14 protein-coding genes are annotated in these 13,385 nt (G+C 59.8%); 7 read left to right on the top strand and 7 right to left on the bottom strand.

Annotation, left to right across the window (positions count from 1 at the left end):
• Window positions 1-139: 139 nt before the first annotated feature.
• The 4 genes from ENTCL_RS10645 to ENTCL_RS10630 all read left to right on the top strand — a co-directional run bounded on the left by ENTCL_RS10645 (window position 140) and on the right by ENTCL_RS10630 (window position 5,222).
• Entirely contained in the window at window positions 140-2,302 is a 2,163-nt protein-coding gene (locus ENTCL_RS10645) for a TonB-dependent siderophore receptor (protein ID WP_013366123.1), read from the top strand.
• Window positions 2,303-2,414: 112 nt separating this feature from the next.
• Window positions 2,415-3,482, top strand: a complete 1,068-nt coding sequence (locus ENTCL_RS10640; RefSeq protein ID WP_013366122.1) for an ABC transporter substrate-binding protein — start codon at window positions 2,415-2,417, stop codon at window positions 3,480-3,482.
• A complete protein-coding gene (locus tag ENTCL_RS10635) occupies window positions 3,469-4,473 on the top strand; it encodes a FecCD family ABC transporter permease (RefSeq protein WP_013366121.1) in 1,005 nt (334 codons plus the stop codon). Before ENTCL_RS10640 ends, ENTCL_RS10635 begins: the two co-directional genes overlap by 14 nt.
• Window positions 4,470-5,222 (top strand): ABC transporter ATP-binding protein, encoded by a 753-nt coding sequence (locus ENTCL_RS10630; protein ID WP_013366120.1) that lies wholly within the window; start codon window positions 4,470-4,472, stop codon window positions 5,220-5,222. Before ENTCL_RS10635 ends, ENTCL_RS10630 begins: the two co-directional genes overlap by 4 nt.
• Here ENTCL_RS10630 and ENTCL_RS10625 read toward each other — a convergent pair.
• On the bottom strand, window positions 5,202-5,942 hold the full coding sequence (locus ENTCL_RS10625; protein ID WP_044611944.1) for a substrate-binding domain-containing protein: 741 nt from the start codon (window positions 5,940-5,942) through the stop codon (window positions 5,202-5,204). The two genes, ENTCL_RS10630 and ENTCL_RS10625, sit on opposite strands and share 21 nt — an antisense overlap.
• Window positions 5,943-5,957: 15 nt before the next feature.
• Window positions 5,958-6,170, bottom strand: a complete 213-nt coding sequence (gene fumD, locus ENTCL_RS10620) for a fumarate hydratase FumD (RefSeq protein ID WP_013366118.1) — start codon at window positions 6,168-6,170, stop codon at window positions 5,958-5,960.
• A gap of 181 nt (window positions 6,171-6,351) precedes the next feature.
• Here fumD and ynhH point away from each other — a divergent pair, with 181 nt between their 5' ends.
• The 3 genes from ynhH to ENTCL_RS10610 all read left to right on the top strand — a co-directional run bounded on the left by ynhH (window position 6,352) and on the right by ENTCL_RS10610 (window position 8,563).
• Window positions 6,352-6,585, top strand: coding sequence for a protein YnhH (gene ynhH, locus ENTCL_RS24155; RefSeq protein ID WP_420805090.1), 234 nt, complete (start codon window positions 6,352-6,354; stop codon window positions 6,583-6,585).
• A 7-nt stretch (window positions 6,586-6,592) separates the two neighbouring features.
• Window positions 6,593-8,014 (top strand): pyruvate kinase PykF, encoded by a 1,422-nt coding sequence (gene pykF / locus ENTCL_RS10615; protein WP_013366117.1) that lies wholly within the window; start codon window positions 6,593-6,595, stop codon window positions 8,012-8,014.
• Between the two features lie 312 nt (window positions 8,015-8,326).
• Window positions 8,327-8,563 (top strand): major outer membrane lipoprotein, encoded by a 237-nt coding sequence (locus tag ENTCL_RS10610; RefSeq protein WP_002908860.1) that lies wholly within the window; start codon window positions 8,327-8,329, stop codon window positions 8,561-8,563.
• A gap of 75 nt (window positions 8,564-8,638) precedes the next feature.
• On the opposite strand, the gene ldtE is transcribed toward ENTCL_RS10610, so the two are convergent.
• From ldtE to sufC, 5 genes are all read right to left on the bottom strand, one after another.
• Entirely contained in the window at window positions 8,639-9,640 is a 1,002-nt protein-coding gene (gene ldtE / locus ENTCL_RS10605; protein WP_013366116.1) for a L,D-transpeptidase LdtE, read from the bottom strand.
• A gap of 99 nt (window positions 9,641-9,739) precedes the next feature.
• Window positions 9,740-10,156, bottom strand: a complete 417-nt coding sequence (sufE, locus tag ENTCL_RS10600; RefSeq protein WP_013366115.1) for a cysteine desulfuration protein SufE — start codon at window positions 10,154-10,156, stop codon at window positions 9,740-9,742.
• A gap of 8 nt (window positions 10,157-10,164) precedes the next feature.
• Window positions 10,165-11,385, bottom strand: a complete 1,221-nt coding sequence (gene sufS, locus ENTCL_RS10595) for a cysteine desulfurase SufS (RefSeq protein ID WP_013366114.1) — start codon at window positions 11,383-11,385, stop codon at window positions 10,165-10,167.
• Window positions 11,382-12,653: a Fe-S cluster assembly protein SufD gene (gene sufD / locus ENTCL_RS10590; RefSeq protein WP_013366113.1), complete on the bottom strand. Its 1,272-nt coding sequence runs from the start codon at window positions 12,651-12,653 to the stop codon at window positions 11,382-11,384. Before sufD ends, sufS begins: the two co-directional genes overlap by 4 nt.
• Window positions 12,628-13,374 carry a Fe-S cluster assembly ATPase SufC gene (sufC, locus tag ENTCL_RS10585; protein WP_013366112.1) on the bottom strand — a complete coding sequence of 249 codons (747 nt, stop codon included), beginning with the start codon at window positions 13,372-13,374 and terminating at the stop codon, window positions 12,628-12,630. The genes sufD and sufC overlap by 26 nt, the downstream gene beginning before the upstream one ends.
• Window positions 13,375-13,385: the final 11 nt, after the last annotated feature.

The following is a 13,385-nucleotide window of genomic DNA, read 5'->3' as shown; positions in this document are numbered from 1 at the left end:
CGGCGTTTACTACTACATTTTCACATGATTGAATGATTCTCAATTACATATCCGATCGCGTCACAGCGGAAATAACGGATAGATTTTTTGTTCAGGGCAATGATTTCACTGGCTTTTGTTTGTTCACGGGAAAATAACAATGACTCCACATACCCCCTCTTTTGCGGGGATAAAAGGGCGTGCGCTCTTTTCGCTGGCCTGTGCCGGCGTATTGACCTCTCCGGGATTAATGGCGGCGCAGCCCGCCGCGACACAGGATAAGAAAGAGGACGTCATGACCGTTGTGGGCGAGACGGCGCAGGCCGATCTTAGCGCTACCGACGGCTATCAGCCGCTCAGCTCCTCCACGGCGACGCTGACCTCGATGCCGCTGCTCGATATCCCCCAGGTGGTGAATACCGTCAGCGATAAGGTGCTTGAGGATCAGCACGTCACGACGCTTGATGAAGCGCTGTATAACGTGGCAAACGTTGTGCAGACCAACACCCTCGGCGGTACTCAGGATGCGTTCACCCGCCGCGGTTTTGGCGCCAACCGCGATGGCTCAGTGATGACCAACGGCCTTCGCACCGTCCTGCCGCGCAGCTTTAACGCCGCCACCTCGCGCGTGGAGGTGCTGAAGGGGCCCTCCTCGACCCTGTACGGGATCCTTGACCCCGGCGGGCTGATTAACGTCATCACTAAGCGCCCGGAGCAGACCTTCGGCGGCTCGCTCTCCGGCACCTCGAGCAGCTTCGGCGGCGGAAGCGGCCAGTTCGACGTGACCGGACCGATTGACGGGACGCCGCTGGCCTTTCGGCTGATCGGCGAATATCAGAACGAAGATTACTGGCGCAACTTCGGTAATAACCGCAGCAGCTTTATCGCCCCTTCGCTGGCCTGGTTCGGCGAAGACGCGACGGTGAACCTCTCCTGGTCGCATCGCGATTACCACGTTCCGTTCGACCGCGGCACCATTTTCGATCTCAACACCGGGCAGGCGGTGAAGGTCGATCCTAAGGTGCGTTTCGATGAGCCGTTCAATATTACCGACGGCAAATCCGATCTGGCGCAGCTCAACGCCGAATACCGGCTGAACAGCGCCTGGACCGCCCGCGTTGACTACAGCTACAGCCAGGACAAGTACAGCGACAACCAGGCGCGCGTGATGGCGTATGACGCGAAAACCGGCAATCTCACCCGCCGCGTCGACGCCACCCAGGGTTCGACGCAAAAAATGCACGCCGCCCGCGCCGACCTGCAGGGCAACGTGGTCATCGGCGGCATGTATAACGAGATCCTCAGCGGTATCGCCTATGAGAACTACGATCTGCTGCGCACCGATATGATCCGCTGCAAGAACGTGAAGGGGTTTAATATCTACAGCCCGGTCTACGGCACTCTCGATAAGTGTACGACCGTGTCGGCGGCGGACAGCGATCAGCGCATCCAGCAGGAGAGCTACGCCGCCTATGTGCAGGACGCGCTCTACCTGACCGACAGGTGGATTGCCGTTACCGGCGTGCGCTACCAGTACTACACGCAGTACGCCGGCAAGGGGCGCCCGTTCCAGGAAAACACCGACAGTGCCGATCGCAAATGGACGCCGAAGGCGGGCCTGGTGTACAAGCTGACGCCATCCGTGTCGCTGTTCGGCAACTACTCGCAGGCGTTTATGCCGCAGTCCTCTGTCGCCAGCTACATTGGCGATCTGCCGCCGGAGGAGTCCACCGCCTGGGAGCTGGGGGCGAAGTTCGAACTCTTTCGCGGCGTGACCGCGAATATCGCGCTCTTTGATATTCATAAGCGCAACGTGCTGTACAACGAGCAAATTGGCGGGGAAACCATCGCCAAAACCGCCGGTAAGGTGCGCTCCCGGGGCGTGGAGGTCGATCTCGCCGGCGCACTCACCGAAAATCTGAGCGTTATCGCCAGCTATGGCTACACCGACGCCCGGGTCACTGACGACCCGGATTACGCGGGTAAGCCGCTGCCGAACGTGCCGAAACACACCGGATCGCTGTTCCTGACCTACGATATTCATAACGTCTGGAACAGCAACACCCTGACCTTCGGCGCGGGCGGCCACGGCGTTAGCCGCCGCTCCGGCACCAACGGCGCGGACTACTATCTGCCCGGCTACGCCGTCGCCGACGCGTTTGCGGCCTATAGGCTGAAGCTGCAGTATCCGGTGACGCTGCAGGTCAACGTCAAAAACCTGTTCGATAAAACCTACTACACCTCGTCGATCGCCACCAACAACCTCGGCAACCAGATTGGCGACCCGCGCGAAGTGCAGTTCACGGTAAAAATGGACTTCTGATCGCCCGCACCCGCTCTCCCACTTTGGAGGGAGAGCGGGAAACAGCGATTGCATCCCCAATCGCTATATATTCTAATACATATCGCCTCCTTCCCTTTCTTTGAGCGATGCTATGTCCCGTTTGCTACGTACACTTCTGAGCCTTACGCTGGCCTGCGCCTGCCTGCTTACCTTTTCTCCCGCTGGCGCCAGCCGTACGGTCACTGACCAATTGGGCCGCCAGGTAACCCTGCCCGACACCGTCAGCCGGGTCGTGGTGCTGCAGCACCAGACGCTGAACCTGCTGGTGCAGCTCAACGCCGCTGACGATATCGTGGGCGTACTGAGCAGCTGGAAAAAGCAGCTCGGCCCCGGGTTCGCCCGCTTTATGCCGGGCATTGACCACCTGCCGATGCCGGGGGATTTAACCCAGGTCAATATCGAAAGCCTGCTGGCGCTGCATCCCCAGGCGGTGTTTGTCGCCAACTACGCGCCCGCGGCGATGATCCAGCAGATCCAGAGCGCGGGGATTCCGGTGGTGGCGATTTCGCTGCGCCAGGACGCCGCGGGCGAAGAAGATAAAATGAACCCGACGATGGCCAATGAAGAGCAGGCCTATAACGACGGGCTGAAGCAGGGCATCGCGCTGATCGGCGAAGTGATGGGCCGTACGCGCGAGGCGCGCGCGCTCATCGATTACACCTTTGCCGCGCGCGCCAGCGCCAATGCGCCCGTTGCGGAGATTGCCCAGGATAAGCGCGTGCGCGTTTATATGGCCAACCCCGATCTCAACACCTACGGCTCCGGTAAGTACACCGGGCTGATGATGAACCACGCCGGGGCGCTGAACGTGGCGGCCGCGACGGTGAAAGGCGCGCGTCAGGTCTCGCTTGAGCAGGTGCTACAGTGGAACCCGCAGGTGATTTTTGTTCAGGATCGCTACCCGCAGGTGGTTAAAGAGATTGAAAACGATCCCAACTGGCAGGCGATCGACGCGGTGAAAAACCATCGGGTGTGGCTGATGCCGGAATACGCCAAGGCCTGGGGCTATCCGATGCCTGAGGCGCTGGCGATAGGCGAGCTGTGGATGGCGAAGAAGCTCTATCCGCAGCGCTATCAGCACGTTGATGTCGACGCCAAAGCGCAGGACTACTACCAGCGCTTCTACCGCGTCAACTGGAACGCGGATGCACAGCCGTAACCGCTATCGCGCCCTGCAAACGCTGCTGATTCTGCTCACCTGCGCGCTGGCGCTGGGCTCGCTCTGCCTGGGGCAGTACCGCCTTAGCGCGGGCGACGTGATGACGCGCCTGCTCCATCCGGGACAGTTTCCGGACATCACCCGGCAGGTCGTCTGGTCGGTGCGGCTGCCGCGGGTAGTGATGGCGCTACTGGCCGGCGGCGCGCTGGGGCTGTGCGGGGCGACGCTGCAGGGCGTGTTTCGTAACCCGCTGGTCGACCCGCATATTATCGGCGTCACTTCCGGCGCGGCGTTTGGCGGCACGCTCGCGATTCTGCTCGGGCTCGCCCCCGTGCTGATGATGGGTTCGACCTTTGGCTTTGGCCTGGCCGCGCTGGCGCTGGTCTACCTGATTGCGACGCTGCAGGGGCGGGAAAGCACGCTGGCGCTGATCCTCTCCGGGATCGTTCTCAGCGGTTTTTTCGCCGCGCTGGTCAGCCTGATGCAGTACCTGGCCGATACCGAAGAGACGCTGCCGAACATCATTTTCTGGCTGCTGGGCAGCTTTGCCACCGCGAACTGGCATAAGGTGCTGACCCTGGCGCTGCCGGTATGTCTGGCCGCGCTGGCGCTGTACCGGCTACGCTGGCGGATCAACCTGCTGTCGCTGGATGAAAAAGACGCCCGGACGCTGGGGGTGGCGGTAAAGCCGCTGCGCCGCGGCGTACTGCTGTGCTGTGCGCTGCTGGTCGCCGCGCAGGTGGCGGTCAGCGGCAGCATCGCCTGGGTCGGTCTGGTTATCCCGCATCTGGCGCGCCTGCTGGTGGGCGCCGACCACCGTCGCCTGCTGCCTACGGCGTTCTGGCTGGGCGGCGGATTCATGATCATGGTTGACGATATCGCCCGCACGCTGACCGCCGCGGAGATCCCGCTGGGCATCATCACCGCCCTGTTCGGCGCGCCGGTCTTTACCGGGCTGCTGGCGTACAGCAGCCGGAGGCGCGCGCAATGACGGCGCCTTCACTTACCGTCAGCAACCTGCGCTACGGCTATCGCCAGCCGCTGTTTGCGCCGCTGAGCTTTGCGTGTCGTCCCGGCGACGTCTGGGCCATTCTCGGCGCCAACGGGCGGGGGAAAAGTACGCTGCTCGACACCCTTACCGGCACGCTGCCGACGCTTGGCGGCAGCGTGCACGTCAGCGGCGGCGCAAGCGTCGTGCCGCAGTCTTTTCGTCCGGCCTTTGCCTGGCAGGTGCATGATGTGGTGCTGATGGGGCGGGCGCGCCACGTCGCGCTGTTTGCACAACCGTCCGCCGGGGACGACGCGCGGGTTAGCGAGGCGCTACAGCAGCTGAACATTCTGCCGCTGGCCCGTACGCCGTTTAACGGCCTTTCCGGCGGCCAGCAGCAGCTGGTCATGATCGCCCGCGCGCTAGTGAGCGGGAGTCAGAATATCCTGTTGGATGAGCCCTGCTCGGCGCTGGATCTCGCCAATCAGCAGGTGGTGCTGCAGCTCATCAGCAATCTGGCGCATCGCCAGCAGCGAAGCGTGCTGTTTACCACCCACGACCCCACGCACGCGCTGCAGGTCGCCAGCCACGCGCTGCTGCTGCTGCCGCAGGGCCAGTGGCTGGCGGGCGAAACGTCGGCGGTGCTGACGGAGGAAAACCTGCGGCAGGCGTACGGAGTTACGGTGCGTAAAATCACGCTGGCTGACTCGCCCTGCCCGGTGCTGGCGCCGCTATTCAGCCTCGAGCGTTAGAAACCCCATCTGGCGCAGGACGCTCTGCCCGGCGGCGGAGACAATATACTGCGCCAGCCGCCGCGTCGGCTCGTTGTCGTCCAGCAGCGCCATCTGATATTCGCACAGCGGGTTATAGGGCGCGGGAATCGACAGGATCTGCAGATCGTCGGCGCCCGCCAGCGCGCGGCTGTAGTGCGCGTAGCCGATAAACAGCTCGGCACGCCCCGAGCGAATGATCCAGGCGCTGGCCACTTCTGCGGCAGGTACCGTCAGGGTATCGCGCCCGCCCACCAGCGGCAGCGCCCTGTGCTTCAGGGCCGCGCCCAGCCCGGGGTGCCGCGCCTCGATGTTGTCGAACAGCTGCCAGGTGTAGTCTCCGGAGGGATCGCTGCCCGGCGTTGAGGTGGCGAGGCGCAGCGCCGGATCGGCCAGCAGCGCCAGCCAGTCCCGCGGCGGCGCATCCGCCAGGCGGCGGGCGGTGAGGTTCAGGCGATTAAAAGCGAAGGTCTGCGCGCTCAGCGCTTTCCCCTGCCGCAGCAGCGCCTGCGGATGCGCGGTATTCGCGGAGGCGAACAGGCTGCAGCGCTCGCCGGCCTCGATCCGCTCGCGCAACAGCCCTGCCGGACCAAAATCGATATCAACCGTCAGCCCCGTCGTTTGCGCAAACGACGCCGTCAGCGGAAGCAGCGCCCGTTTCAGGCTGCCGGCGGCGAGTACGGAAAGTGTCGCTGTCATCATGTCTCCTGCGTCGTTTTACCGTCCCGACAGCGCGAAAATGACCTTTTCCATCGCCTCGCGGGTCAGCTCTGCGCGCTTAATTTTGGGGTTGGCGAGCGCGGTGCGCAACACGCCGGCAATCACGATATGCTTCGGTTCCTGTCCCAGGTCGCGCATCTCCAGCACCACTTTACCGACCACCCGGCACATTTCCTGATACAGCGCGTCGTCTTTACTCTGATTACCCATCGCCTGGCTCCTGCTAACCTATTAATAATAAAATTATTATTGATAATTATTCACCGCAGATCAAACGGAAGCTGCGTCGACCTGTTACTGTCAAAGATCAAATTACATAAAATTCATTAACGACTTCTAACCTGTTCTGAAACAGCGTTTTTGTTTTCTTTTTTACCCGTAACCTCGTATAATGTTCGCCGATTATCACTTGAATGGTTTCAGCTCGTTGGACTACACACAAAAAAGCGCAAAACTTAACCACCCTTGTAAAGCTGATAACCTGGCTCACTTTCTTCTGCACGCTTATTTGATGTCACCTATCCTTAACGCGTGGCATCACAACATTATTCGTTACATCGGTTTGACTCCGTGGCAGTGCGCCCCCGGAGCGAGATTTCCATATCCTTCTCAACTTAAAGACTAAAACTGTCATGAAAAAGACCAAAATTGTTTGCACCATCGGTCCGAAAACCGAATCTGAAGAGATGCTGACCAAAATGCTGGACGCTGGCATGAACGTCATGCGTCTGAACTTCTCCCACGGTGACTATGCAGAACACGGTCAGCGCATCCAGAACTTGCGCAACGTGATGAGCAGAACCGGTAAGAAAGCGGCGATCCTGCTGGATACCAAAGGTCCAGAAATCCGCACCATCAAGCTGGAAGGCGGTAACGACGTCGCTCTGAAAGCGGGCCAGACCTTCACCTTCACCACCGACAAATCCGTTATCGGCAACAGCGAAATCGTTGCGGTGACCTACGAAGGTTTTACCAGCGATCTGAAAGTCGGCAACACCATCCTGGTTGACGACGGCCTGATCGGCATGGAAGTTACCGCTATCGAAGGTAACAAGGTTATCTGTAAAGTGCTGAACAACGGCGACCTGGGCGAAAACAAAGGCGTTAACCTGCCTGGCGTTTCCATCGCGCTGCCGGCGCTGGCTGAGAAAGACAAGCAGGATCTGATCTTCGGCTGCGAGCAGGGCGTAGACTTCGTTGCGGCCTCCTTTATCCGTAAGCGTTCCGACGTGCTGGAAATCCGTGAGCACCTGAAGGCGCACGGCGGCGAGAACATCCAGATCATCTCCAAAATTGAAAACCAGGAAGGCCTGAACAACTTCGACGAAATCCTCGAAGCGTCCGACGGCATCATGGTTGCCCGTGGCGACATGGGCGTTGAAATTCCGGTTGAAGAAGTTATCTTCGCCCAGAAAATGATCATCGAAAAATGCGTCCGCGCGCGCAAAGTGGTTATCACTGCGACCCAGATGCTGGACTCCATGATCAAGAACCCGCGCCCTACCCGCGCTGAAGCCGGCGACGTTGCCAACGCCATCCTCGACGGCACCGATGCGGTCATGCTGTCTGGCGAATCCGCAAAAGGGAAGTATCCGCTGGAAGCGGTGACCATCATGGCGACCATCTGCGAGCGTACCGACCGCGTGATGACCAGCCGTCTGGACTACAATAACGACAGCCGCAAACTGCGCATCACTGAAGCAGTATGCCGCGGCGCGGTTGAAACGGCTGAGAAACTGGAAGCGCCGCTGATCGTCGTCGCGACCCAGGGCGGTAAATCCGCACGCGCTATCCGTAAGTACTTCCCGGATGCCACCATCCTGGCGCTGACCACCAACGAAGTCACCGCACGTCAGCTGGTGCTCAGCAAAGGCGTTATCCCGCACCTGGTGAAAGAAATCGCCTCTACGGATGATTTCTATCGCCTGGGTAAAGAAGTGGCCCTGCAGCTGGTTGAACGCGGCCTGGCGCAGAAAGGCGACGTCGTGGTGATGGTTTCCGGCGCGCTGGTACCGAGCGGAACCACCAATACGGCCTCTGTGCACGTACTGTAATAATTTACAGCAAATATTAATTTTGCCTGAAAAGCGCCCTGCGGGGCGCTTTTTTTATTCGTATCGATAGACGCTCTCAATAAAAAATCAAATCGGATTTTACTATCTAATAAGAGATTATCTAAGATGAATCCGATGGAAGCGCGCTGTTTTAACACAGTTTTTTTAACCAAAATGTGAAAGTCGGTGCTTCTTTGAGCGAACGATCAAAAATAAGCGTGTTCGCACCAAAAAAATATTCTCAATATAAAAAAGTTTGTGTAATACTTGTAACGCTACATGGAGATTAACTCAATCTAGAGGGTATTAATAATGAATCGTACTAAACTGGTACTGGGCGCGGTAATCCTGGGTTCTACTCTGCTGGCTGGTTGCTCCAGCAACGCTAAAATCGATCAGCTGTCTTCTGACGTTCAGACTCTGAACGCTAAAGTTGACCAGCTGAGCAACGACGTGAACGCAATGCGTTCTGACGTTCAGGCTGCTAAAGACGACGCAGCTCGCGCTAACCAGCGTCTGGACAACCAGGCTCACTCTTACCGTAAGTAAGAGTACCTGTAATGAAAATGGCGCACTCTGTGCGCCATTTTTTTTGCCTGTCGTTTACCCCTGCAACGCCCCTTCCTATTGCGTCACCTTTTCCGCCGCCGTCACCGCCGCGCCGTTTTGCACGGAAAGCACCGACGCGCTTCCGCTTGCCGCGGGCGTAGCGCCTGACGAGACCACTACCGGATACCCGGCACGGCGATACATCGCGCGATCGATCTGCGCCTTATCGCTGGCTTTATCATGGGTGAACTGGGCGAAACCGACCGGCAGCGAGTAGGACATGGTCTGCGTGTTCTGCCCTTCGTCCTGCGACAGCGGGCGATGCACTTCGATATAGCGTTTGCCGTTCGGCTCGACGGAGTACTTCACCGGCTGGTTGATGACCCTGACCGGCGTTCCCACGCCCACCTGCATAAACAGCGCTTTGATATCATCGGGGAACATCCGCATGCAGCCCGAGCTGACGCGAAGCCCGACGCTGCTCGGGGCATTGGTGCCGTGGATCAGGTATTCGCCGCTGCCGTACGCCAGACGCAGCGCATAGCGTCCCAGCGGGTTATTCGGCCCGGCAGGCACGACCGGCGGCAGTGAGACGCCGCGCTCAAGCGAACGCTGGCGAATACCGGGCGTCGGGGTCCAGGTCGGGTTGGGGATCTTCTGCCCGACGCGTGTCGTCATCTCCGGCGTCGCCAGGCCAAGCTGGCCGATACCCAGCGGATAGACCTGCACGCTTCTGCCATCCGGCGGGAAGTAATACAGCCGCAGCTCCGCCAGGTTCACCACAATGCCTTTACGCGGCACGTCCGGCAGCAGCAGCTGCGACGGGATAGTCACCAGGGTACCAGGCTTCGGCACCGGCGCGATGGTGTTATTGGCTTCAAGAATCAGCATAGCGGCGGTGTCAAAACGCCGGGCGATGGTTTGCAGGTTCTTATCGCCTTCCTGCACGGTGTAGGTTTGATTTTGCCCGACCAGGCGGCTGCCGTCCGGGGGTAACGGGTAATCCACGGCCTTTGCGCTTTGTGAAACGCTGAAGGCCCCCATGAAAGCAAGGGTAAAAAGAGACGCGCGTTTCATACTGGTATTCCCTTTATTATTCACTGACCCAACGTCAGGATGCTGAACAAACCGCGAGGCTGGGTTCCTCGCTAACAGAATGAAAGCTGTCTCTTTATTTTAGTCAAGGTTTGCGGCTTGCGTGCGAATTGCGCGAATCATTGCCTCCAGCCCCTGCGAACGCGACGGCGTGAGATGCTGCGCCAGCGCCATTTGCTCGAACCAGGGACGAACGTCAAACGCAATAATATCCTGCGCGGTCATCTGGTGATAAAGAATAAAAACGATAGCGATTAGCCCTTTCACAATTGCCGCATCGCTGTCTCCCTGCAGCTCAATAACGCCGTCGGCGTTTTGCTGCATCACAATCCACACCTGGCTCTGACAGCCCTGGATAATATTCGCCGGGTTATGCTCCGCGTCGCTGAGCGGCGCGAGGCGCTGTCCGAGCTCGATAATATAGAGATACTTTTCTTCCCAGTTTGCGCAGCGGTTAAAGTTGCGCAGCAGCTTTTCTTTATCCGGTAGTACGGCCATGACTCAACCTATCCTAATAAACGATGAATACGCTTCAGGCCGGTCACCAGACGGTCGACCTCTTCGTGCGTGTTGTACATCGCAAGCGACGCGCGACACATGGCGGGCACCTGATAAAACGCCATCAGCGGCATAGCGCAGTGGTGCCCGGTACGCACCGCGACGCCGTAGTTATCGAGAAAGCTACCGACATCAAAGGCGTGATGTTTGCCGAGATTAAACGCCACCACGCCTACGCGCGCCTGTGGACCGTACAGGGTAATATCCGGCACGGTCATCAGCTCGGTCAGCGCGTAATGCATCAGCGTCTGCTCGTAGTCGGCGATATGCTCAAGCCCCAGCGCGCTGACGTACTCCAGCGCCGCGCCGAGCGCAATAATCCCACCGGTATTCGGCGTTCCCGCCTCAAAGCGCCAGGGCGCTTTCGCCCAGGTCGTCCCTTCGGTCAGGCTGACGGTAGCGATCATCGACCCGCCCCCTTCCCACGGCGGCATCGCCTGCAGGAGCGCCTCTTTGACGTACAGAATGCCGATCCCGGTCGGGCCATAGAGCTTGTGGCCAGAGAAGACGTAGAAATCGCAGTCGAGATCCTGCACATCCACCGCCGCGTGCATGACCGCCTGAGCGCCGTCCACCAGCACTTTCGCGCCGTGCTGATGCGCCAGCGCCGCCATCGCTTTTACCGGGTTCTCGGTGCCGAGCACATTGGACACCTGGGTGATGGCCAGCAGCCGCGTGCGCGCATCAAACAGACCCGGCATCGCCTCAAGCTGCAGAGTGCCGTCGACGTTCATCGGGATCACGCGCAGCTCCGCCCCCGCCCGGGCGCAGAGCATCTGCCAGGGGACGATGTTGGCGTGGTGCTCCATCTGGCTGATGATGATATTGTCCCCGGCCTGAACGTTGCTGTTGCCCCAGCTGTTGGCGACCAGGTTTATCCCCTCGGTGGTGCCGCGGACAAACACCAGCTCTTCCGCCGAGCGGGCGTTAAGGAAGTTCGCCGTCTGCTGACGCACGTTCTCCATGCGCGTCGTCGCCTCCGCGCTCAGCGTATGGATGCCGCGATGCACGGCGGCGTAGCCGTGGCGATAGAACGCAGCCTCGGCGTCAATCACCTGATTCGGTTTCTGCGCGCTGGCGGCGCTGTCGAGATACGCCAGCGGCTGTCCGTTGATTTCGCGGGTAAGGACCGGAAAATCCGCCCTGACCCGTTCGACGGCAAAGGTCATGCTCCACCTCCCGGCAGGCGTTGGCCGATACGGGCCAGCACCTGCTGCTTTAGCGCATCGTCGCTGATGGCTTCGGTCAGCTCAGCGGCAAAGGCATAAATGATCATCTGCTGCGCGGCCTGCTGCCCGATGCCGCGGGAACGCAGGTAAAACAGCTGTTCGTCGTCGATACGCCCCACGGTCGCACCGTGGCTGCATTTGACGTCATCGGCATAGATTTCAAGCTGCGGTTTGGTATCCACTTCGGCAAGCCGTCCCAGCAGCAGATTGTTGTTCGTCATCTGCCCGTCAGTTTTGATGGCGTGCTGCGCTACGGTGATAACCCCGTTAAACACCGCGCGCCCCTTATCGCTGACGATGGTTTTATGCAGCTGGCGGCTGTTGCAGTACCCCTTGTTATGCTCAAGCCAGGTACGGGTATCGCACACCTCGCTTTTTACCGGCATCGCCAGGCTGTTGATGCGTAGCGTCGCATTCTCGCCGTTAAGCCGGGCGCTGGTGTTGTGACGCAGCACCGCGCCGCCCAGCAGGAAGCTGTTGCTGAAGGCGGCGGCGTCCTGCCCCAACAGAATATCGTTGTGGGCAAAGTGATGGCTGACGGCATTTTCAAACCCCAACTTGATATGGTGCAGCTGCGCGTTGTCGGCGACCTGCATGGTGAGACGCGAACCGGTGAAGTGGCGCGCCTGGCTCAGGCTGACATAATGCTCGATAACCGTCGCCTCGCTGCCTTCGGCCAGCTCCAGATGGTGACGATAGTGCGCCGTGTTGACGGCGTCCCCGTCGGCGCCCTGCGTGATATGCAGCAGCAGCAGCGGCTTTGCCGGACGCTGATGACGGGCAACGGCGATATGCGTGACGGTGGCCGACAGGCTTTCCGTGAGATGCAAAAACACCTCCGACTGCACGGCGGCAGGCAGCGCGTCACGAAGGTTATCCACCGTGACCGTAAACCCGCTGTGCTGCAGGTTATCGCTCAGCGCCGGGCAAAACTGCCCGTCGACAAACACCAGCCGGAACGCATCCAGCGGCAGCGCCAGGCCATCCCGCTGGGCCGCGCTCAGCGACGTTTGCAGCGCGACAAACGGGCCGTTAAGCAGGCCGTCGAGCGGCGTGTACTTCCAGTCCTCATGCTTACGGGAGGGCAACCCAAGGCGCAGCATCTGCTGCAGGTGCTGCTGCGCCCAGGGCGTGCGGCGCTCGCCGTCGCGCTCAAACAGATGGTGCCACTGCTGCAGCGCGTTACTGCTGTTCGGTAAGCCAGCCATAGCCCTGCTCCTCCAGCTGTTTCACCAGCGTGAAATCTCCGGATTTGACGATTCGCCCCTGGTAAAGCACGTGGACATAATCCGGCCTGATATAGTCGAGGATGCGCTGATAGTGCGTCACGATGATAAACGCGCGCCGGCCATCGCGCAGCGAGTTCACGCCGTCGGCGACGATTTTCAGCGCGTCGATATCCAGACCGGAGTCCGACTCATCGAGAATGCACAGCTCAGGCTCCAGCACCGCCATTTGCAGAATGTCGTTGCGCTTTTTCTCACCGCCGGAGAAGCCGACGTTGACCGAGCGGGTCAGCAAATCTTCCGGCATTTTCAGCAGCTTTATCTTCTCTTCCATCAGGTCCTGGAAATCGAAGCGGTCGAGCGGCTCCTGCCCGCGATAGCCGCGCACCGCATTCAGCGCGGTCTGCAGAAAAAACTGGTTGCTGACGCCGGGGATTTCCACCGGATACTGGAAGGCCATAAAAATGCCTTCGCCCGCGCGGTCTTCCGGCGCCAGCTCAAACAGATCCTTCCCTTTAAAGGTGACCGAACCGCCGGTGACGGTATAATCTTCCCGTCCGGCAAGGGTTGCCGAGAGCGTGCTTTTCCCGGAGCCGTTGGGCCCCATGATGGCGTGGACCTCGCCCGGACGCACCTCAAGGCTCAGCCCGCGCAGAATCGCGTTGTCTTCGACTGCTACCTGTAACTCTTTAATACTTAACATGTCTTATCCCT

This window comes from [Enterobacter] lignolyticus SCF1, from assembly GCF_000164865.1.
GTDB lineage: Bacteria > Pseudomonadota > Gammaproteobacteria > Enterobacterales > Enterobacteriaceae > Enterobacter_B > Enterobacter_B lignolyticus.
The sequence above is the reverse complement of the archived record's forward strand: the minus strand, read 5'-3'. Positions and strand labels throughout refer to the sequence as shown.